The organism is Pseudomonas sp. 22515, from assembly GCF_052044625.1.
GTDB classification, from domain to species: Bacteria; Pseudomonadota; Gammaproteobacteria; order Pseudomonadales; family Pseudomonadaceae; genus Aquipseudomonas; species Aquipseudomonas alloputida.
Window position 1 is genome coordinate 119,724 of record NZ_JBQENN010000017.1, and the last position, 21,186, is coordinate 140,909.

Here is a 21,186-nt window from a genome sequence, read left to right on the forward strand (position 1 = left end):
GCCGGGGGCAGCCAGCGCATACCCAAGCTTCGAAAGCCTGCCCAGTCAATGCATTGCGCCCCTGACGATGTTCATAGTCGCTGCTCATCCGATAGCGCCGCCTGCACCCCATTGGCTGGCTGTTGCAATAAGCCTCGGGGCAAGCGGAAGCCTTTGAACGGTTGCTGGGTAATGGGATTGAAGGCTTTTTCAGCGTTAAGCCGATAGCGCATCACGCCATCTCCGGTCCGGAAGCTCAGGTCCACGCTGGTCGCCGTCCGGCCATTGAGCGCGCCGCGGCTGAGCAAGCGGAACATCGACCACGGGCCACGGTACTCCAGGCTGCTGCTGTTGCCATTTTGCCTTAGCAAGGTGAGATTGCTACGGACCTGCTGCCCCAGGGTATTGGGCCAGACAATACCCGTGATATGGCTTGGGCCATGGGTGTAGGCAATCAACTGGCCATCCAGGTCCAGCAGGCTGGTACGCTGGTTCGCACTGAGCCCCAAGGGCTCGATGCTGAACTGCACACTCAGCTTGCCACGCTGATCGAAGAAGGTTTCGCGGATGCGCTCCGCCAGCTCGAGCTGCTCGATCACGTCGGCACGAATCAGGGATTGCCCGTGCTGAGCGGACTGCAAAGCTTCAAGGTTGTCCTTCAGGAAAACCTTGAGATACCGATCATTAAACTGCTGCAGGCGCCCTTTCGGCCCGAAGAACGCCTCGAAGTCATCCAAAGAAGCATCGGGTGCCTTCACCACAAAGGGGTAGCGGCCTGCCAGGCGTTGCTGGAAAAAACTGTACACGTCAGCATCCCAACGTCGCTCCAGTTCGCGCAGTGCTTCAACGTTCAGCACCTGGGCAGTCTGGTCGGCGAGCTTTCTGACCTGGTGGCTGATAGGCTCCGGTAAACCTGTGGCAACACGTTGCAGGGTACCGATCGGGTCCTGCCCTGTCATCGCAAAGCGCTGATGCACGGCTTGCAACGCGGCCTTGCCGCGGTCCGGGCTGTCCTGTACGGCCTTGGCGTAGTCCAGCACGGCCGCAACAGCGCCAAGGGTTTCATCGTAGTAGCTCGGCTTTTCTCCTGTCGCCTGCAGCATGGCGCCCAGGCCTGCAAACGCCCGCTGGATGGCCAACGCTTGCGGTTGCTCGGGTTTTCCGGTTGCTACCCGCAGCGTACTCAGCTCACCCGGTGATTCAACAACTGCTGGAGACGCAAGCGAGGTGTTATCCCTGACCGTATCCAGCAGCCGTTGCAACGGTGCTGCGGGGCCGGTCAACTCCTCCAGGATCGCGACACCATGGTCCAGATCACGGAAGTCAGCCACCGTAAACGCGTTCAGGGCGCGCCGCCAGCTGTCAATGTAATCGGCGCTGTAGAGGTTATACAGCCGCTCGGTCAACGCATCGCGGTCGACGTCCGAATAGTCGAGTTGACTGCGCTCCCCCAATGCCCATTGATCAACCATCGCCATTTCAGCGAAGCGTTGGCTGTGCGGCTCGAAGTAATCCCTGAAGCCTTTGGCGGTGAGCATGCCGGCCAGCCTTACATCCTCCCCCCCTTGCCTTGACCGGGAAGACGGCTGGTACACCACATCGAACGCAGGCCCTACCTGGTGGCGCAGGTCCAGCCCGGCGTGCACCTGCTCGTACGATTGTTGTTTCAGCCCTGCGTAGACCCGCTGTGGCAACGGCAATTTGCGCAACACCTGCTGCACTTCGCTGACCCGCTGGCGGTATTGCGGCAAATCGGTATCGGCATAGGCCAAGGCGTACTTCAGGTGCTGCATGAGGTCACGCTGCAACTGACCCTGTCCAGGAAAGGCCCGTTGCCACTGACGGGCCATCCAGCCCTCGACCCATTCTGGCCGGCGGCTGTTGCGGTCCTCGATCATCCGGTAAACCCTGAGCGCGGCCATTTGTTGCTCACTGCCAGGTGGTGCAGCGTTCATGGCATCGATCACACCACTGGCCAAGGCCGGCAAGAAACGTTTCGACAACAAGCTGAGGTACGCCTCATCAACCAAGGGACCAATGTTGCGCCCTTGATACAAGCCAAAATCGGCAACCACCGGCCAGGCCGCACGATAGTCGCCAAACACCGCCACCGCATCGCGAATCTGGTCCAGTGGCGCCAGCAGGTTGCGCCCGGTCGGATCAAGACGCATATCGACTTCGTGACCACTGTACTCCTGGCTTTTGGCGAGCACACTGGCAGCCTTGGCGCCATTGATCTCGGCGTAACGCTGCCAGCTGGCAATGGCGATACTGAACGCCAGGATGCCTACACCAGAGCCCACCCACAGCAAGTGGCGCTTGCTGCGCGCAACCCGAACATTGTCGCCCGCCAGCCCGGCTTCCTGATAAATAACCCGCCTGAATGCTTGCTGGATGAAATAGACCAACGCCTTCCCCTGTGCCTTACCTTCACGCAGGGGTAGCTTCGTCGTGTAGGGCTGAGCCGCTTCACGGACAAAGGCATTGCGCATGTCGCCTTGCTGTACCACTGACGACCAGTACACACCACGCACCAAGGGTGGCGTGGTGAACCGGTCACTCGCCAGGGTTTCGCGCAAGAATGCCTGCAGTATGGGGCGCAACCCGATCAGCTGTGCATGCAGTGAGAACAGGCGCACGCACGGTGCTGTCTTGCCCAGTACATCCAGCCGATCGATGACCTGCTCATGCAATTGGGTGAGAAGCCGCCCGTAGTGCTCGTCATACTCATCCAGCCAGGCGTCGAACGCGTCAACCGCATCCAGCTTGAAGGTGAACCCCAACAGGCTTTCACGCTTGGCGGCCGGAAGCTGGCTGTAGAACTGGTCGAAGCCGTCCAGCAGATCGAATTTGGTCAGGACCACGTACAGCGGCAGGCGCGCACCCAACTGACTGCTCACTTCGTACAGGCGTGTGCGCAACCCATGGGCCAGCGCGACGCGCTGCTCGGGCTTGCCATGCAGCAGCGCCGGCAGGTCGACCACCAGCAACACACCATTGAGCGCCCGCTGGCTTCGCTTACGCTGCAGCCAGCCCAACAGGTGCTCCCATAACCGGGCCTGGATACCGGGCGGCGAGTAGGCATTGGTGGGGTCGTTGGCCGCCGAGCCCACCGGTGGTTTTTGACTGATGAAAACGCCGGGCGGGTCGATGATCACGGCATCGTCGCTGACCCACCAGCCTACCGGATAGGCCAGTGCTTCAGCCTGTCGGCCCCGTGCCTGGGCCTGGTCGATACGCGTCAGGGTAAAGCGCTGATCGGTGCGGTCGATGAAGCTGCTTTTACCGGCCTGTTCGTCGCCCAACACCAGGTACCAAGGCAGCCGGTACAACGCGCGTCGCCCACCGGCATTGTCGAGATACCGCTCAAGCCCCTGGCTCAAGGCCCGCTCTTGCGCCTGCACGAACGGTAGCGCGACATCCTGTTCGGCGGCCAGTGCCTGCCGGCGCTCCGCTTGCAGGCGGCGAAAGCGCGTGCGCAGCACCCCAAGCCAGCACAGAAGCGGCACCAGCACGAGCACCAGGCTTGCCACGCTGCGATGAGCCACACTTGCCAGCGGCTGCTGCTCCCGCCACGCCCATTGCGGGCCAAGCCACCAGATAGCGACCAGCATCAGCAAAGCGCCAAGCCCGAGCAGCAGCGGCAGCGCCAGGCCAATGCGCGTTACCCACGGCCAGCCCCAACGTTTGAGTTGCGTCCATATTTGATTCATCGAGGCTCCTGATCCTTGTCTTGAACTGCCAACACTGGGGATGCCGCGTACTGCTGAAGCCGCTGAAACACCTCGGGCTCCCACGCACTGGCGGTGGTTTGCTGCATGGTTCGGGCAACGTTGGCGCACAGGTCCTGGGCCAGCCAGGACACACCCCGCGCGGCCAGCAGATCAGCTGCAATCACGGTGGTGTGGCAGCGCTCACGGGGAGCACGAAAGCCCGCTTGCAGCCCTTGCAGCCGAAGGAGCAGCGGTTCTACGCCACCGGTTTCCAGCTGGCTGACCAACTCCTCGCGCAGGCCGCTGAACTCCTGGGGGGTTGCACCTTGGCCAGACGGCCCTTGCGTGCCCTTAAGCCAGGCCAGGCACTGATCGTCGACAAATACCAGCCCATCGCTGAAGCACAACTGCTGCAGCGACGGCATGCGCTGTACAAACCGGGCGGTGGCACAGCGGATGGCTTCGGCCACCTCGCACATCGCCAGCTGTGTGGCGACGGTCGCAGCCAGAAAGCTGCCACGAATCCAGAAGGGGCAAGCCGTCAGGCTCTTTTCAATACGCTGCAGCAAGGCGGGGTCAACCGCCTTACTGGCAATGGCCTCGTCATAGACCCGCGTGATATCCAGCGGCACCGCCATCAATTCCGTACGGTTGCCCTGCCTGACTTGGGGAGCAACCTGAATGTGCGCCCACAAACCGAAACGCCGTAACTGATAGCCGGTAGCGTCGTAAGGGTCCTGCTGGTTGATGAGCTCGGCCATGGACAGCACGGCCCGCCGTGTCTCACGCTCATTGCCCATCGACATGCGTGACACGGGTGTGGCGATGACATCGGCCAACGGCGCAGGCTTCTCGGTTGCAGCCGGCGCTTTGGGCACAGCAGCCTCGCCAACACCGTTGGCAAGTTCCGAGTACTTGCCTAGCAGGCGCTCAAGTTCGCCCAGTGCTGCCGTGTCCAGCTGCACTGTTTCCTGTTGCTGCAGGCGTTTCAAGGCAGCCTGCGCTGCCGCTGCGTGGGTCGGGGTGTAGGTAAAACGATCAAGACGAGGGAGCGCCTCGGCCAAGCGATCGATCACCAGGGCAACCAGCTTGCGCTTGCCCAGGAAGCCTTTCGGTCCCGGCTTGGGATGAGCGGCTTCCCAATAGCACTCGAGCATGCCGGCCAGCAACGCCAAGGTGCATCCCCACTGCTCCCAGCAGCCGGTACGCAACCATGCGGTACTCAGGTGCGCAACGATCCGCAAGTGCTTGCATTGCTGGCTCAGGTACTGACGGGACGCGTCTTCGATGTAGACCCAGTCGATCGAGGCTTCCTGCAGCCCACCTAGCTTGACCATCTCCTGATCAATGGCCTGATAGGTTTCGTCCTCGACATCGAACAGGCCAGCCGGAACTGCCGGATCAATCGGCGCGAGCAACCGAGTGACCTCTTCCCCGGATACCTGCGCTACCACCGACATGTGCTTCGCGCCCGGCTGATCAAGGGGTCCAGGCCTTGCGCATCGAAGGTCAGCCCGTCGACCTCGCCGTGATCACTCACAACCTCGATACGCTGGGCACCGATCAGCTTCCTGATCTGCTCGATGGCGGGCAGGCCCCGCCCGGCATCGAGCACTTGGCCGTTCTCCATCACTTGCCAGGGCGTCTCACGGGTAGACCAGCCCTCCCCGCTCAGGCGTACCTTGACCCAGCTTGCGTCGATCGGACGCCTGGCAATCAGCTGCAGCCGGGAGATGGCCTGTATGCAACTGATTGCCATGTAGGCACGTTCATCACCCGATGCGATGGCGGGCGCCGAAATCACAAGCGCTGGTGCGCCTGCCCCGTCCTGAGGCTGGCTCCCGATGCGAAACGTCAGGTCATCCGGTGCCCGTTCAGCTTCATTTGCCATCACACGTGACACCGTGGGGGCCTGCTGCTCCGGTGCAGACCACTGCCGTTTTGGCGTGTACGCCGGGGTGCCAGCAGCCTGATCGAAACAGGCCAGTCGCTCGACGTTGGACACGATCCGGGGACAGTCCCGCGTGGAGCCTGCCAGCACCGGCTGCAGACAAAACAGCAACGAGAGGCCAGCGCCATATGCACAGCGGTTAATCATCCTGAATTTACTCTCTGAATAGTACAAATGGCCTATATGACGCAAAGAACTTTCCTACAAATAAATAGCAATGCCCATGCACCCGCACGACCAATTAAAACAAATCCAGCAGAAGCCTATTACACAGTACCGAATGCACACAAACAAATATTTCTTTACATCTTAAAGCTCGACCAAAGAGCACAATTCCGTGCATGGTTTTCATAGGAAACGAACAAACAAACCCACCCCATTAAACATATGTGAGAATCTTCCTACAAGATCGGAACAACAATAAACACAACTAGCACCTGAACATCCTACAACCCAACAGGGAGTTGCGTACCGATGTCTAAAAATACGGGATCCGTTGCGCTGAAAGAACGCGTCAATATCAAGTATGTGCCCGCTACCAGCGATGAGCAGGCCGAGGTGGAGCTGCCGCACAAGATGCTGGTGCTGGGCGACTTCGGCCTGGATGACAGCCGTGCGCTTGAGGACCGTCAGGTCATGCGCATCGATAAACATACATTCAACAGCGTGTTGAACGACGCCAACGTAAGCCTGGACGTAACGGTACCGTCCAGGCTTCGCACCGCCCCGGATACCGAGCTGGCCGTCCACCTGCAGTTCAGGTCCATCAACGATTTCGGGCCGGACCGGATCGCGCGCCAGGTGCCCGAGCTGAACAAGCTGCTGGCGCTGCGCGAAGCACTGGTCGCCCTGAAAGGCCCGCTGGGCAACGTCCCGGCCTTCCGCAAGCAATTGCAGCACCTGCTTAACAACGAGCAGGCGCGTAAGCAGCTCGCCCAAGAACTGGACCTGGTGCTCGAGGCGCCAGAAAAAGATTGAGACAACGGAGCGTCCCCATGCCCAAACCAAGCAGCACCGCCATCACCACAGACGCAACGGCCGACACATTGAGCAATGCCACCCTGCTCGACCAGATCATGGCAGAAACCAAACTGGTACCTGCCCAGGAGGGCTACCAGATTGCCAGGCAGGGCGTATCTGCCTTCATCACCGAAATCCTCAAGAGCAATGATCCAGATCAACTGATCAACAAGCACCGAGCCGACCAGATGATTGCCGAGATCGACCGAATGCTCGGCAAACAGATGGATGCCATTTTGCATCAGCCTGAGTTCCAGCAGCTTGAATCATCATGGCGCAGCCTTAAACTTCTGGTCGACCGCACGGACTTCAGGGAGAACATCAAGCTTGAAGTCTTGCATGTCACGAAAGAGGACCTGCTCGACGACTTCGAAAATGCTGCTGACATTACCTGCAGCGGTATCTACAAGCATGTTTACACCGCGGGTTATGGCCAATTCGGGGGAGAGCCGGTTGCGGCCATGGTAGGCAACTACAACTTCGGCCCCTCTTCCCCTGACATCAAGTTGCTAAGTTACATGGCCTCCGTTGGCGCCATGTCCCATGCCCCTTTTCTTGCTGCTCCTGCCCCCGAATTCTTCAATTTGAACAGCTTCGAGGAGCTGCCTAACCTCAAGGAAATAAAAGACCTCTTCGCCGGCCCTCGGCATGCCAAGTGGCGCGCTTTTCGTGAAAGCGAAGACGCCCGCCACGTCGCCCTGACCGGGCCGCGCTTCATGCTTCGCTCCGCTTACCACCCGCAGGAACAACCGATCGAGAGCTTCAACTACAACGAAGACATCGCCGGGCAGCACGACAACTACCTGTGGGGCAATTCTGCTTTTCTGTTAGCCAGTTGCATCAACGACAGCTTCGCCCGCTACCGCTGGTGCCCGAACATCATCGGCCCCCAATCCGGCGGTGCTGTCGAAGACTTGCCGGTCCACCTGTACGAATCCCTGGGCCAGTTGCAGGCCAAGATTCCTACCGAGGTGCTGATATCCGACCGCAAGGAATTCGAACTGGCCGAAGAGGGCTTCATCGCCCTGACCATGCGCAAAGACAGCGACAACGCCGCGTTCTTCTCCGCCAACTCGGTACAAAAGCCCAAGCACTTCCCGAAAACCCCTGAGGGGCTTCAGGCACAGACCAACTACAAGCTGGGTACCCAGTTGCCCTACCTGTTCATCGTCAACCGGCTCGCCCACTACATCAAGGTGCTGCAGCGCGAGCAGATCGGCAGTTGGAAAGAGCGCCGTGACCTTGAGTCCGAGCTGAACAAATGGATCAAGCAGTACGTCGCCGACCAGGAGAACCCGTCTGCCGACGTTCGCAGCCGCCGGCCGCTGCGTGCCGCCCGTATTGAGGTCTCGGATGTTGCGGGTGACCCGGGCTGGTACCAGGTTTCGCTCGCCGTACGTCCGCACTTCAAGTACATGGGCGCGAACTTCGAGATTTCCCTGGTCGGGCGGCTCGATACGCAATGAGTGGTCTTTTTGATCGCCTGATGGTGGACCAGTGCATCTGCCGAGAGGCCTCCCGACGCGAGAGCGCTTCCCACAAGTTCGCCGCCATCAAGCGCCACCTCGAAACGCTACTGAATGCCCGCCAGGGGTGCTCCCAGAGCAGCCCTGAGCTGGGCCTGCGCGACTTCAACGGGCATGACGTGAGCAACGGCGACTTGCTTGTGCAGGTGAGCGCGGATATCCGCCGCACACTCCAGCGCTTCGAGCCGCGCATACAGGTACGCACGCTCAACGCAGTGCCCGATACCCTTGCCCCGCTGGAGCTGCATTTCAGGCTGGATTGCCTGGTACAGGTCAACAACCACGCAGAGCAGCTGCAACTCGAGCTGCTGGTCGATGGGCACAACCGCTACACGCGCGTGAGGTGACCGATGTCACTGAGAGACCGTTTCAGCGAAGAACTGCGTTACCTGAACGAACTGGGGAACGACTTTGCCAAGGACAACCCACAACTCGCGCGGTTGCTTGGCAAAGGTGCCAGCGACCCCGATGTCGAACGCCTGATGGAAGCCTTTGCGTTCCTGACCGCCAAGCTACGGCTGAAGCTGGAAGACGACTTGCCAGAGCTGACCCATCCCATGCTGCAGTTGCTCTGGCCGAACTACCTGCGGCCGCTGCCCAGCGCGACGATCATCAAGTTCAGCCCGGTGAGGCAATCCCTCAGCCAGTCACAGCGCATCCCAAAGGGGTCGCGGCTGTTCTCGAAACCGGTAGACGGCGTGGCCTGCGAGTTCCGCACCTGTACAGCGGTCAACATTCATCCGTTCGAGATCGACACGGTGGCAGCCACCCAGACATCCGACAGTTCCGTGATCTGCATCGGCCTTCAATCACTGGCCGAGCGGCCGTTGAACAGCCTGGGCTGTACCAGCCTCGACTTTTACCTCAGCGGCGATGCCCGAACCGCTCGCACGCTTTACCTGTGGGTTTCCCAATACCTCAAGCATGTCAGCGTGAGCATCAATGACGTGGTTCGTCGGCTGCCGGCAAACAGCATCGCATTCCCAGGGTTCAGCCCCAACGACGCCTTGCTGCCTTATCCACAGAACGTCTTTGATGGCTACCGCATCCTGCAGGAATACTTCGCGTTCCCTCAACGTTTTCACTTTTTCAGCGTTACCGGGCTGGAAAAAATCTGGCCAGCTCATGGCAGCCAGCAGGTAAACCTCGAATTTCACTTCACGCGCCAGCTACCCGACTCGCTGCGTGTCGGCAAAGCAGATTTCCACCTGTTCTGCGCACCTGCGGTCAACCTGTTCCAGCACAGCGCCGAGCCCATCGACCTGTCCGGCAAGGACGCCATGGTTCCACTGAAGCCCAAGGGCACAGCGCCGCACGGCTACGAAATCTTCAGTGTCGACCAGGTGATCAGCACCCGAACGACGACTGACGGGAACACCGGTGAGCACCTTCGGACCTTCCGTCCCTTCGAGTCATTCGCCCATGAAATCGAGCACGTCCAGGGGCGCACGGCGCTGTATTACCGCTGCCAGCTGGAAGAGTGCCTGCACGGCAATGGCGTCATGCATCGAATCGCCTTCGTCCGCGCCGACGCCAACAGCTACATAGGCGAGCTGGAAACCGCGTCCATCGACCTCACCTGCACCAATCGGGACCTCCCGCTGGCGCTGGGCATTGATGACATCAACATTCTGACCGAACTTACGCCGCCTCTGGCCACCTACACCAATCTCTGTACACCCACCCGCCCCTGTCGCCCGGTGCTGGACGGCCAGTTGCAGTGGGCATTGATCTCCAACATGTCGCTCAACTACCTGTCCTTGCTCTCGGTAGAGCCGCTGAAAGCGGTGATCCGCGCCTACGACTTCATGGCCCTGCACGACATCCAGCAGGCCCGCACCACCCGTAAACGCCTGGAGGGTATGCGCGACATTCATACGCAGCCCATGGATTGGCTGATCAAGGGGCAACCCATTCGCGGCCTGCACACCCGGCTGAAACTGGACCAGACCGCCTTCCTCTGCGAAGGCGACTTGTACCTGTTCAGCTGTGTGCTCGCTCATTTTTTCGCCCTGTACGCCAGCATCAATTCCTTCCACCAGCTGGAAGTGATCAACACCACCAATAACGAGCACTACACATGGCCAATACAGACCGGCAAGCAACCGCTGATCTAGCCGACAAGCTGCTTTGCGAAGCGCACCAGTACAACTTCTTCCAGTTGCTGGAGCGGTTGCACGGGCTGCATGGCGATGACCTGGAACCCCGTTGGCCGGACAAGGCCACCCGGCGGCGCGTGCGCCTGGCCTGCGACCCACGCCTGACCTTCCCTGTATCGGACGTGTACAAAGCCCAGCGAATGCCCGCTGAGGAAGCGCGCTACCGCATCATTGCCACGTTCCTGGGGTTGCACGGCACCGATTCGCCATTGCCCACCTATTACCTGGAACAGGTGGCGTATGAACATGCGCATGGCATCGGTGTACGCCCGGCCTTCTTCGACTTCTTCAACCACTACCTGCTCAGCCTGTTGCACCGTATCTGGCGCAAGTACCGCTATTACATCCGCTTCCAGCCAGGTGCCAGTGACGGGTTCTCGCAGTACGTGTTTGCCCTGCTTGGGCTTAACGACAAGCAGTTGCGAGGGGACACGGCGCTGCCCTGGAGCCGCCTGCTCAGTTTTGCCGGCGTGATCGCCAGCCGCAGCCGTGCGCCGGGCACTGTGGCCGGCATCATTGCGCACTGCTTCGACCTCAATCAGGTGCGCATCCGCGAGTTCGAGACGCGATCAGTCGTCACGCCGTCCAGGCAGCTTGCAAGGCTGGGGCGGACCAATGGCCAGCTGGGCAGCACGTTCATGATTGGCAGCCGCACGCGCACTCGCAGCAGCAAGTTCACCATCGTGATCAGCGAACTCGACCAGACACAGCTGCGGGACTTGCTGCCCAGCGGCATCAACTTCGGCCGTTTGCGTGCACTGATCGACTTTCTGCTGCGTGACGGGCTGGCCTACGACCTGGAACTGCGCCTTAAGCAGAGCGCGTTGTCCCCCTTCTGCTTGCACCGCAGCCAGGGCGCATACCTGGGCTGGACCAGCTTCGTCGATGACCGGCATGGCCAGATCAGCCCGGTTGTACGCATCCGGGGGCGCTCATGAACACAGTCACCTTGAGCATCACCAACCTCGACCAACTGCAGCACGGCGTTACTGCTCGGCACCTGTTCGATTGCAAGGGCGGCACCATCGGCAGCGGGCGAGCAAACTGGCAGATCAATGACCGCGATCAGACCGTTGCGTCCATCCACTGCGAAATCCGCTGGATCGAAGGCAGCTTCTGCGTGATCGACCACTGCCACCGCACCTACGTCAATGGCAGTGCCAACAGCCTGGGGCCGCTTCCACCCAGGCGCCTGGTTGAGGGTGACCAGCTTCTCATTGGTGCCTATCGCCTACAGGTTCAGTACTCCCAGGATCAGGCCTGCACACGCTCGCTGGAGGAACTGTTCAACCGTGACCCGAGGGTGCTCGACCGCCTGATAGCGGAAGCGCCTGCACCCGCTTGGCCGGCACAGCCTTCTGCCCCCCAACCAGCCGTCGAGATCTCCTCGGTCTTCAAAGCAGCCATGGGGAATGACCCTCTGGCAGCGCTGGACGCAGCAGACGGTGAAGGGGCACTCCGAGAAAGCCCGCTGCAGCGCCTGATTGCCGGAGCATACCCATGAAACCTCATCCACTTCTGCTCGCCAGCCTGCTGCTTGCGCTGGTCGTGCCCACCGGCTGTACCTCTTTGAGCAGAATGAGCCAGGTGGCCATGGACCACTCGTTGCCCATCGGGCCGCCCCAGGATCACCCGACCGAGGTCGCATTCAGCATCAATGCCAGCCCTACCCTCAACGGCAATCCGAACAGCCTTGACGTCGCAGCCGAACAGGATAGCGCCCTGGAGCCCAGCCCCTACGCTGTAACCCTGAGTGCTGGCGACCCCTATGCGTTGACCGAAAAAATCGGGGTTCTGTTCGAATACCTACACGCGCAATTCCCGGCCATGTCCCCCGTCGAGCTGGACGAAGGAGACGAAAGCGACCCGGCGCGCTCGCCCCTGGAAGAAAGCGGCCTCGGCAGCTACGACGACCCTCAGGTGGCGTTGACCTTGCCGCGCACCACAAGCGTTGCCTCAGCGCTGGTCGCCACGCCCATTGCCATCACGATCCTGCAACTGCGCGACGACTCACTGCTGCGCAACACCGTGTACCAGCTACTGGAGCAGGACCCGGCCAAAGCGCTGCGCAGTACCTACATCCGCAGTGACGATTACCTGCTGCGCCCTGGCCAGTTCAAGTACATCCCGTTCGAGCCTATCCACGCCGAAACCCGCTTCGTCGCGGTGATTGCCGATTACCGAGGGCATGAAAACGCCAGTTGGCGGCAAGTGCTGCGCATTCCGCCGCGTGGCCGCCAGATCATGCTGTCGGTGCTGGTCAACGACACGCACATCGTGCTCAAGGAAGAAGACTGATGGCGCCTCAACACCCTTTGCCCTTCCTGCTTACTCACGCTGACACGGAGCGCCCATGAGTTCACGCAATCCCGTTCTCTGGCCCGAAGGCCTGTTCGTCAAACCACAGCATTTCCAGCAGGCGACCAGGGCCAGCGAAGCAGCCCTGCACCAGCGCCTCGCCAGCCTCAACGCAGCCTTCTACGGCTTCAGCGAACTTCAGTTGAGCGACGAATACCTGAGCCTGGGCAAAGTCGCCATCACCCGGGCGCGCGGTGTGATGCCGGACGGCACGGTGTTCGACATTCCCGCCGACCTGCCGCCACCGCCGCCGCTGGAAATCGGCGACGACGCGTGCCAAGACAGTGAGGTGTATCTGTGCCTGCCGCTGCGTACCGATGGCGGCCGCGAAGTGAGTTGGCCCGACAATGCAGCCAATTTCCGCTATACCGCCCAGGCACAGGAAATCAAGGATACCCACACCGCTGACGGTGACCTGGTGCAGGTAGACCTTGCGGTGCCCAACCTGCAGCTCAAACGCAAGACCGAAGACAGCAGCGCCTACACCCGCCTGGCCCTGGCACGTATTCTGGAACGGCGCCCCGACGGCAGCCTGCAACTGGACGAAGCGTTCTACCCCACCAGCGTTTCGGTGCGGGCGGTGCCAGCGCTGCAGCGGTTTCTTGAAGAAATCACCCATACCTTGCGCGAGCGGGCGCGCGGCCTCGCCACGCGGATTGGTGCATCGGGCCAGTCCGGGATCGCCGACATTCGCGACTTCAACCTGCTGCAGGCAATGAACCGTTGGTGGCCATGCTTCCAGCATCTGGCCAGGCAAGCGCAAACGCACCCCGAGCAGCTGTACCTGTGCATGAGCCAGGCCTGCGGCGAATTCGTCACCTTCACCGACCAGAACAGGCTCCCGCAGGAGTACCCCGCCTATCACCACACCGCGCTGCGCACCTCTTTCAAACCACTGGAAGACACCTTGCGTCGGTCTCTGAGCACCGTCTTGCGGCCACGCGCTGTTTCACTACCGCTGGAGAGCGAACAATTCGGTGTGATGACAACCACGCTGGAAGACCGCCGGCTGATCGACGAAGCCGACTTCATCCTCGCCGTGCGCGCCAGCATGCCACCACAGGCGTTGCGCCAGATGTTCATCCAGAAAGCCAAGATCACCTCACTTGAGTCACTGAATGACCTGGTGCCGCTGCAATTGCCGGGCATCCCTTTGTTGCCATTACCCGTGGCGCCCCGCGACCTGCCCTTCCATGCAGGCTTCAGCTACTTCGAGCTGGACCGACGTGACCCGGCCTGGGCGTGCATGAGCAAGGCGAATGGCTTCGGCATCCACATTGCGGGCGACTTCCCAGGGCTTGAACTGCAGTTCTGGGCGATCAGGAGTGAGTGACATGGGAAAAGACAACAATACGCCCACCGATGAAAACAACGCTGCAGTCAACGCGCTTGATTCAACCCTTGAACAGCCAGTACCCGCCCCCCGGGCTGCGGCAACCAATGCTCAAGTATCCACGGACAAACCTGAGCCTGAGCCCGTTTCCGAAGGCTACCCCGCTGACCCGGAATTTCAGCTGCGGGGCGGCTTCGCCAACCTGATGCTGGATGCCGCATCACCGTTGTTCGGCTTGGTTATACGCCTGCGTACGCTGGACGAGCTGCCAAACATCCAGGACGTGCACCAGCAAGTGCGCGGCCAGATCGACAACATCCAGGAAGAAATGCGCCAGCACGGTTACGAGCCGGCTCAGTTGCTGGCGTACTCCTACGGTCTGTGCCTGTTCATAGACGAGGCCGTTATGGAGCGCCCCTGGGGCAAGAGCAGCTGCTGGAGCCAGGAGCCGCTGCTCAGCATCTTCCACGACGAGACCTGGGGTGGAGAAAAAATCTTCACGGTGATTACCCGCCTGATGCAGGAGCCCAAGCGTTATCAGGACGTACTGGAGTTCATGTACTACGCCCTGTGCCTTGGGCTGAAGGGCAAGTACGCGCTCGCGCCGAAAGGCAAAGAAACACTCAACGCATTGATTCACCAACTGCACGGGATCATCCGCGAACTGCGCGGCCCTACCCCCGAAGAAGTCTGCGACCCCTACACCAATGTGGCCCCACGCAACTTCCGCATGAACCGGCAATGGCCCTGGTGGAGCCCCTTGGTGATTTCCGCCATCGCCATGGCGGTGGCTTACAGCATCTACAGCTATCGCCTGCACCTGATTACCACCGAAGTGCTGGAGTCGCTGAACGGCATTTTGCAGCAATAGCCAACCGTGACACAGCACCACTGAATTCAACGAATTAGCGAGGTTTTTGCCTCGCTGACAAGCCCATCGTTTCCGATGGCCACGCCACCGTGGTGCGCGTGCTTTACCCACATGGACGCAGGAGTAACTGCCATGCCAACACCCGCTTACATCAAGATCGTAGGCCAGACCCAAGGCAACATCACCGCTGGCGCCTTCACCGCTGACTCCGTCGGCAACGTGTTCCAACAAGGCCATGAAGATCAAATTCTGGTTCAGGAAATCAAGCATGAGGTGACTACGCCCACTGACCCCCAGAGCGGTCAACCGAGTGGCCAGCGCGTGCATAAGCCTTTCATATTCACCAGTTCACTGAACAAAGCTACCCCCCTGATGTATCAGGCACTTGCCACCGGCGAAATGCTGCCAACGGTCGAAGTCAGCTGGTATCGCACCTCGGAGGAAGGCAAGCAAGAGCACTTTTTCACGACCACGCTAGAAGACGCCACCATCGTCAGCATCAATACCGTGCTTCCCCATGCACTCGACAAAGACAATGAAAACTACACACAACTGATTGAAGTATCCCTGGCGTATCGAAAGATCACGTGGGCTCACGATGTAGCCAATACCGAAGGTTCTGACGACTGGCGCAATCCGATCGCCTGATCTAACTGAAACGCCCCAGGCAGGCTCGCTCTGCCTGGGCTTTTCGAATACTCAGAAGGCGGAAAGGATATTTATGCCTAGCCAATCTGATTTACGCTACAGCTTTGAACCACTCGTGGGCAACACTGAGTTCGAAGTGGTGTCGTTCAAGCTCAAGGAGGCGCTCAGCCAACCGTTCACGTTGACCCTGGACCTCGTCAGCTTCGAACACGATGTCGACTTCGGCCACCTGCTCGACAAACCCGTGCTGTTCACCATCTGGGACGGTGGCCGCCCCGTACGCTACGTACATGGCCTGGTCAGCAGCTTCAGCCAGGGCGAGAGTGGCTTCTACCGCACTTACTACCACGTATTGGTCGAACCGCAACTGGCCCGCGCCAGGCTGCGCTCGAACTGGCGCATCTTCCAGCACAAGACCGTGCCGCAAATTCTTGAACTGATGCTCAAGCGCCAGGGCATCGACCAGTACGAACTACGCGCCAGCCTGGACCACCAAGTGCGCGAATTCTGCGTACAAGCCGGCGAAACCGACCTCGACTTCATCGCCCGCCTGACAGCCGAAGAAGGCTTCGTCTACCGCTTCGAGCACAGTGAGAAACGCCATAAGCTGATCATCACCGACAGACTGCAGTCACTCGGTCTGATAAGTCACGGTGCCATCAAACACGAGGACGACGCCGGAGGCTTCTACCGTGAGCGTGAACCGTCAGCCCCAGCCACCGTGCTGTACCATTCCAGCCACGGCGGCGACCAGCCTCAACCGTGCCTACGGCGCTTGCGCTACAGCGAACAGGTGCGTACTGCACGGCAGGTTCAACGCGACTACACCTTCACCCACCCGGCCTATCGTCAGGAACACAGGGCCTCGGGCCTGTATCTTGAGCACCAGTCTACGGACTATGAGTGCTTCGACTACCCCGGCCGTTACAAACGCGATGCCGTTGGCAAGCCGTTCACCGAAAACCGCATCACCGGCTTGCGCCATGACGTGCGTATTGCCCAAGTGCAAGGCGACGATGTGCGCTTGCAACCAGGCCTGAGCTTCACCCTGACAGGCCACCCGCGCGAAGACCTGAATGTGCATTGGCGGGTCAGCACGGTTCGCCACGAAGGCAGCCAGCTCACCAGCCTGCAGGAAGAAGCTGCCGGGGCCGACCAGGGCACACGTTACGAGCAAAAGGCGGTACTGGTGCCAGGCAGAACCGAATGGCGCCCAGCCCCGTTGCCCAAACCACGCGTTGACGGCCCGCACATGGCCACCGTGGTGGGGCCGCCCGGTGAAGAGATCTACTGCGACGAATGGGGCCGGGTCAAGGTCAGCTTCCCCTGGGACAGAGAAAGCCAGGACAACGCGTTCAGTTCCTGCTGGGTACGCGTCTCCCAAGGCTGGGCCGGCGGCAGCTGGGGCTCGATGGCCATCCCACGGATTGGCCAGGACGTGATCATCCACTACGTCAACGGCGACCCCGATCAGCCGATGATCACCGGCCGTACTTACTGCGGTAACCAGCTGCCACCCTACGACCTTCCCCGTCACAAGACCCGCATGACCATCAAGAGCCAGACCCACAAGGGCGATGGCTTCAACGAGCTGCGCTTCGAGGACGAACTGGGCCAGGAGGAAGTGTTCATTCATGCCCAGAGGGACCAGAACAATGTGGTCAAGCACGATGAGACTACGCAGGTCGGCAATGACCGCAAAGAGCAGGTCGATCACGACGAATCGATCCTGATCGGCCACGACCGTACGGAAACGGTTGGCAATGACGAGCACATCACCATCGGGCAGGACGCCGCGCTCGACATCGGCAGAAACCACACGATCAGGATCGCCAAGGACCGTGTCGAAAACATCGGCAATCACCGTCACGACCAGATCGCCGCCAATCACCACACCCGTATCGGTGGCAACTTCGAGCAACGGGTCGAAGGGCATGCCGAGCTGGAAGCCCGTGGGGATATCCGCAGACGTACACGCCGTTATGAACTTCGAGCCTCTGAAGCCGTGGTCATCCAAGGCCCTGGTGGCTCCATTCGAATCGACGAAACGGGCATCACCCTGGACAGCCCGACGATTCGCATCACCGGCCAGATGCTCAAGTCGGCAAATGGGACGACAAGCCCATTTTCCATCAGCAGTGCCCCGAACACCGGCAAGCCTCTGGAGCGCTTGTGTGGGCGCCGCCCTGATGGTACCTGCCCCCTGCCCGATTGCCGCTGTATCCGAGGGCCAGTCCAATGACTACACCGTCATCAGCTGCTCCGCGCAGCGAAGACTTCGCTCATAACTGCCGCTTTCTGCTGCTCATGACCAGGGCAATCGAGTACTGGGCCTATCGGCCCATCCCGCAGGAGGGTGAACTGGTTCCTGCTTATGCCCCATCGGTACTCGAGCTTATCAACGCTGTCAGCCGGAATACTCAAAAGGCATGGTTATGGAAGAACAGCGCCCTGGATGACCGTCATGAGTTTGGGCCTTTGCTGGTGGACGTTGCAGACGCTCACGAGCTGCTTGCCCATGCAATCACGACCTGGATGCCTATCGGTGGAGCTATCGCGCTGGATGCCGAGGTTGGCCTGGCAGCGCTGGCAGACCACTTCACCAGCCTGGTGCAGGTCGTACTCCCTGATCAGAGCGTTGCCACTCACCATTTCACACCGGACCATCTTGCAGCCTGGCTGAATGCGCTGGACGACAACCATCGCAAGGTATGGCTTGGCCCAGTGTCTCGGTTGGCATGGCGAGTCAACTGGGGGCCGGCTCATGAGTGGAAAACACACGAAAACATGCCGATTGCTGCCCGCTCAAGATCAGAACTGCCTTTGACCCTCCAGCCGCTTGAACTTGATCGGCTGCAAGCAGGCATGCACGAGCACTTTGTCCTCTCATTGGCGCATGAGGTCTTGGCCATGCCGCCCTATGCCAACCATACCTTGGCGGACATACGCCTATGGATAGAAACACTCCTGCCTCAACTGACAGCCCTCAATTTCCGGAGCGAGGAAGTTGCGGGCCAATTCATTCGGCTGATAGCCGGGCACATGTGGCTGATGAGCAATGACAAGGCGGGAAAAATCTACACCAACCTCGAAGAGTCGCCCCAGGCCCGCCTTCGCGAGCTCCAGGCACTGGTCGAAAGCAAGGAGCCTGCCCATGACTAACGCCTCCGTCAGCAGCGCCACCTCCGGCCCTGCCTGCAGCGCACGCGTGCCCATCCTGCCGGTGCGCTACGCCATCGTACCCCGCACCGGCGACGCCCCCGCCTGCCGCTATGCCGATGCAGGCTTCAACCTGGAACAAGGCTTCGCCCCGCTGCAGCACTCGGCCTACACCCTCCGCGCTGTGCGCCCAGGCTATGTCTACGTGTTCATGAAAGGCCCTCTGGGCGAAAAACTGGTCATTCATGAGCACGTCGGCGCGGGCCTCTACAAGGAGCTGCGCTACCAAGGGCTGGAGGACTACCACCGCCGTGAGCGCTACCTGTCTGGCCAGAGCACGGGCTGGGTGTGGGCCGACACCTGCCAGGACACGGCCAAGGAAGTGTGGATCGGCTACAGCCCGCACCTGTGGACCAACGCCATCACCGCCCGTATCACCGGTTCGGCAGCCCTGCGCAAACGGCACATGCGCCAGCTGGACATGGCCGAGCTGGTGAGCGGCAACCCGGCGCCGTCCACCCAGCCCCATGTGTTGCCAGTGAGTGCCCTGCAAACCTGGGTCGAAGACTTCAAGCCAACCGAGCGGCGCATGCCGCTGACCTGGAGCAGCGACCCGGTCACCGAAACCTTGCCCATCGGCAACCTCAATGCCATCGCCCGCCACTACCCCTGGACCCAGCCGAAAGTGCCAGTGGTGGTGGCGCTCGCCGACGCCGAAGGCATGGCCCTGGACCTGAGCCTGTCGGTCTCGGCCTACCAGCATCAACTGCGTGACCTGATGCCGGCCGAGCAACTGGAGCACACAAGACCCGCCCAACCTCCCGAGCAGGAGCGCGTGCCAGCGTGTTACCGGCTGGATGCCGAACAGCTCAGCCCGCAGAGCCGCGACTTTCACCATCGCAACCTGGTCGCCATGCTGCTGAACAAGACGCTGGAAAGCCTGTACCCGGCGGATGCACCTTCACCGGAACTGGCCGCGTTCAGGCTGGGCACGTCACGCCGGGGGCCTGCCCTGTCGCCGGCCGAGTCCCATTTCCAGGCCCTCACCCATGAAGATTACTCCCCTAATGGCGCGCGCCTGGCACAGCGCCTCGATGTCGACAAATACCGGCGCTTCCTCGCCGAACGCGACGCACTGGAACGACGGATTGCCGCCCTGCGCAACCTGGCCTTGCAAGCCAGCAACGATCATGACGCCTGGCTGGCGACGGCCGAATCCCAACACATTGATAATCCCTACAGCCTGGCTGCGGCACTGGCCTGTTACGACCGCGACGAACGCACCTCCGCCCGCGGTCTGGAAATTTCACTGGCGTTGCTGATTCACCCGATGGGCCAGCCGACACCCGGCACCGAAGATCATGACCGGCGTTTCAAACGCCTGGAGCAATGGCTGGACCAGCACGACAGCCCGCTTTACATCGCCTTGGCGCCGTTCAACCCGTTCAAGGATAAAGCCGATTCGATCGGCTCTTTGTTCGGCGCCAGCGACAACGTGATCGAAGGGCTGGCTGGTCGCTTCCCGGCCATGGCGGACATCACTGACCTCACCGCCCAGTCGGTCAATACCGTGGTGCTCAAGCGCCTGCGTGGCCAAACCCGTTGGGATGCCAGCCATGGCCTGCGGCGGCAAGTGTTGCTGGCAGCGCGTGAGGCCAATGCCGAGAAAGCGCTGGGGTTGTTGGCGGCGCGCTATCGCATCACCGAGCAGGCCGTTACGGAAAATCCCTTTAGCCAGGAGGTGCAGCGGTATTTGAAGAGCGGCATGGCGCAGGTTGAAGAGATGAAAGCGTTGCGCATTTCGGGTAGCCGCACGGTGTCCATCGAGCTGACCACCACTGCGCGTGCGAAACCTAACTTTCTGGGGCTGCTCACTTCGGGCGGTGGTGGTGGTTTAAACGCGGGGATGCTGTGGTTCAACATCTTATCGCTCAAGACGGCTTACAACAGCCTGCAAAAGAGCGATGCACCGGAATACACCATGGGGTTCGCTTCATCTGTTTTCGGGGTGATTGGTGCAGCGGCGGCGACGTTGGTCAGCGTACGGGCAACGCAAAAGGCCGTCATGCTGAGATTAAGTGCCACAGCGCCGGGTATGGCCTTTGGCAATGGGGTTATCAAGTTCTTGAGTAGCAATCTGTTTGCCCGATTAGCCGGATACCCGGCAATAGCATTTAGCTTGCTTTCTGATATCTCCAAAGCAAGGCGCCAGAGAGCGAACGGAAATCAAGCGGCTGCCGATTACACGTTGACTGGTGGTTTCACCATGGCTGTCGGTTCCGCTGTCGTCCTTGAAGCAGGACTTGCAATTGCAGGCGTGACATCGGTTGTGCCCTTTGCAGGATGGGCCGCCGCTGCCCTTGTCCTCGTAGGCGTAGCTATCATCGCAGGAGGCCTCTACCTACACGCCAAGGCACATGAACGCCTTCACAGCCCAATAGAACTGTGGGCAGCACGTAGCATATTCGG

General features: G+C 60.5%; 16 protein-coding genes. 13 read left to right on the forward strand and 3 right to left on the reverse strand.

Features of this window, described 5'->3' with window-relative positions:
• Window positions 1-71: 71 nt before the first annotated feature.
• Genes tssM through vasI form a run of 3 tightly spaced genes read right to left on the reverse strand, consistent with a single transcriptional unit; the run spans window position 72 to window position 5,790 of the window.
• Window positions 72-3,692 (reverse strand): type VI secretion system membrane subunit TssM, encoded by a 3,621-nt coding sequence (tssM, locus tag ACTJJN_RS17245; RefSeq protein ID WP_440781458.1) that lies wholly within the window; start codon window positions 3,690-3,692, stop codon window positions 72-74.
• Complete coding sequence (gene tssA / locus ACTJJN_RS17250) at window positions 3,689-5,152, reverse strand: type VI secretion system protein TssA (protein WP_221100413.1); 1,464 nt, start codon at window positions 5,150-5,152, stop codon at window positions 3,689-3,691. The genes tssM and tssA overlap by 4 nt, the downstream gene beginning before the upstream one ends.
• Window positions 5,140-5,790, reverse strand: coding sequence for a type VI secretion system-associated protein VasI (vasI, locus tag ACTJJN_RS17255; RefSeq protein ID WP_012052039.1), 651 nt, complete (start codon window positions 5,788-5,790; stop codon window positions 5,140-5,142). Before vasI ends, tssA begins: the two co-directional genes overlap by 13 nt.
• A gap of 327 nt (window positions 5,791-6,117) precedes the next feature.
• Here vasI and tssB point away from each other — a divergent pair, with 327 nt between their 5' ends.
• The 13 genes from tssB to ACTJJN_RS17320 form a co-directional block, all read left to right on the forward strand.
• Window positions 6,118-6,621, forward strand: a complete 504-nt coding sequence (gene tssB, locus ACTJJN_RS17260; protein ID WP_088512738.1) for a type VI secretion system contractile sheath small subunit — start codon at window positions 6,118-6,120, stop codon at window positions 6,619-6,621.
• 17 nt (window positions 6,622-6,638) lie between these two features.
• Window positions 6,639-8,129: a type VI secretion system contractile sheath large subunit gene (gene tssC / locus ACTJJN_RS17265; protein WP_019436866.1), complete on the forward strand. Its 1,491-nt coding sequence runs from the start codon at window positions 6,639-6,641 to the stop codon at window positions 8,127-8,129.
• Window positions 8,126-8,536 carry a type VI secretion system baseplate subunit TssE gene (tssE, locus tag ACTJJN_RS17270; RefSeq protein WP_014753480.1) on the forward strand — a complete coding sequence of 137 codons (411 nt, stop codon included), beginning with the start codon at window positions 8,126-8,128 and terminating at the stop codon, window positions 8,534-8,536. Before tssC ends, tssE begins: the two co-directional genes overlap by 4 nt.
• 3 nt (window positions 8,537-8,539) lie before the next feature.
• A complete protein-coding gene (tssF, locus tag ACTJJN_RS17275; protein ID WP_221100412.1) occupies window positions 8,540-10,306 on the forward strand; it encodes a type VI secretion system baseplate subunit TssF in 1,767 nt (588 codons plus the stop codon).
• Window positions 10,270-11,286 (forward strand): type VI secretion system baseplate subunit TssG, encoded by a 1,017-nt coding sequence (tssG, locus tag ACTJJN_RS17280; protein WP_221100411.1) that lies wholly within the window; start codon window positions 10,270-10,272, stop codon window positions 11,284-11,286. Before tssF ends, tssG begins: the two co-directional genes overlap by 37 nt.
• Window positions 11,283-11,852, forward strand: a complete 570-nt coding sequence (locus ACTJJN_RS17285) for an FHA domain-containing protein (protein WP_221100410.1) — start codon at window positions 11,283-11,285, stop codon at window positions 11,850-11,852. Before tssG ends, ACTJJN_RS17285 begins: the two co-directional genes overlap by 4 nt.
• A complete protein-coding gene (gene tssJ, locus ACTJJN_RS17290; RefSeq protein ID WP_221100409.1) occupies window positions 11,849-12,646 on the forward strand; it encodes a type VI secretion system lipoprotein TssJ in 798 nt (265 codons plus the stop codon). The genes ACTJJN_RS17285 and tssJ overlap by 4 nt, the downstream gene beginning before the upstream one ends.
• Before the next feature lie 55 nt (window positions 12,647-12,701).
• Window positions 12,702-14,039, forward strand: a complete 1,338-nt coding sequence (gene tssK, locus ACTJJN_RS17295) for a type VI secretion system baseplate subunit TssK (protein ID WP_012052031.1) — start codon at window positions 12,702-12,704, stop codon at window positions 14,037-14,039.
• Between the two features lies 1 nt (window position 14,040).
• Window positions 14,041-14,910, forward strand: a complete 870-nt coding sequence (icmH, locus tag ACTJJN_RS17300; RefSeq protein WP_221100408.1) for a type IVB secretion system protein IcmH/DotU — start codon at window positions 14,041-14,043, stop codon at window positions 14,908-14,910.
• A gap of 132 nt (window positions 14,911-15,042) precedes the next feature.
• The gene (locus tag ACTJJN_RS17305) at window positions 15,043-15,558 is read left to right on the forward strand and encodes an Hcp family type VI secretion system effector (protein WP_012052029.1); all 516 of its coding nucleotides are present in this window, start codon (window positions 15,043-15,045) and stop codon (window positions 15,556-15,558) included.
• 73 nt (window positions 15,559-15,631) lie between these two features.
• Window positions 15,632-17,800, forward strand: coding sequence for a type VI secretion system Vgr family protein (locus ACTJJN_RS17310; protein WP_440781459.1), 2,169 nt, complete (start codon window positions 15,632-15,634; stop codon window positions 17,798-17,800).
• Window positions 17,797-18,720: a DUF4123 domain-containing protein gene (locus ACTJJN_RS17315; protein ID WP_221100406.1), complete on the forward strand. Its 924-nt coding sequence runs from the start codon at window positions 17,797-17,799 to the stop codon at window positions 18,718-18,720. Before ACTJJN_RS17310 ends, ACTJJN_RS17315 begins: the two co-directional genes overlap by 4 nt.
• Window positions 18,713-21,186: T6SS effector BTH_I2691 family protein (locus ACTJJN_RS17320; RefSeq protein WP_440781460.1), on the forward strand; the 2,474-nt coding region annotated here is incomplete at its 3' end. The genes ACTJJN_RS17315 and ACTJJN_RS17320, both read left to right, overlap by 8 nt.

What these genes read in the sequence shown, in the direction of transcription:
- tssM (WP_440781458.1), bottom strand. Translation starts at nt 3,692, where the DNA reads ATGAATCAAATATGGACGCAACTCAAACGTTGGGGCTGGCCGTGGGTA.
- tssA (WP_221100413.1), bottom strand. Translation starts at nt 5,152, where the DNA reads ATGTCGGTGGTAGCGCAGGTATCCGGGGAAGAGGTCACTCGGTTGCTC.
- vasI (WP_012052039.1), bottom strand. Translation starts at nt 5,790, where the DNA reads ATGATTAACCGCTGTGCATATGGCGCTGGCCTCTCGTTGCTGTTTTGT.
- tssB (WP_088512738.1), top strand. Translation starts at nt 6,118, where the DNA reads ATGTCTAAAAATACGGGATCCGTTGCGCTGAAAGAACGCGTCAATATC.
- tssC (WP_019436866.1), top strand. Translation starts at nt 6,639, where the DNA reads ATGCCCAAACCAAGCAGCACCGCCATCACCACAGACGCAACGGCCGAC.
- tssE (WP_014753480.1), top strand. Translation starts at nt 8,126, where the DNA reads ATGAGTGGTCTTTTTGATCGCCTGATGGTGGACCAGTGCATCTGCCGA.
- tssF (WP_221100412.1), top strand. Translation starts at nt 8,540, where the DNA reads ATGTCACTGAGAGACCGTTTCAGCGAAGAACTGCGTTACCTGAACGAA.
- tssG (WP_221100411.1), top strand. Translation starts at nt 10,270, where the DNA reads ATGGCCAATACAGACCGGCAAGCAACCGCTGATCTAGCCGACAAGCTG.
- ACTJJN_RS17285 (WP_221100410.1), top strand. Translation starts at nt 11,283, where the DNA reads ATGAACACAGTCACCTTGAGCATCACCAACCTCGACCAACTGCAGCAC.
- tssJ (WP_221100409.1), top strand. Translation starts at nt 11,849, where the DNA reads ATGAAACCTCATCCACTTCTGCTCGCCAGCCTGCTGCTTGCGCTGGTC.
- tssK (WP_012052031.1), top strand. Translation starts at nt 12,702, where the DNA reads ATGAGTTCACGCAATCCCGTTCTCTGGCCCGAAGGCCTGTTCGTCAAA.
- icmH (WP_221100408.1), top strand. Translation starts at nt 14,041, where the DNA reads ATGGGAAAAGACAACAATACGCCCACCGATGAAAACAACGCTGCAGTC.
- ACTJJN_RS17305 (WP_012052029.1), top strand. Translation starts at nt 15,043, where the DNA reads ATGCCAACACCCGCTTACATCAAGATCGTAGGCCAGACCCAAGGCAAC.
- ACTJJN_RS17310 (WP_440781459.1), top strand. Translation starts at nt 15,632, where the DNA reads ATGCCTAGCCAATCTGATTTACGCTACAGCTTTGAACCACTCGTGGGC.
- ACTJJN_RS17315 (WP_221100406.1), top strand. Translation starts at nt 17,797, where the DNA reads ATGACTACACCGTCATCAGCTGCTCCGCGCAGCGAAGACTTCGCTCAT.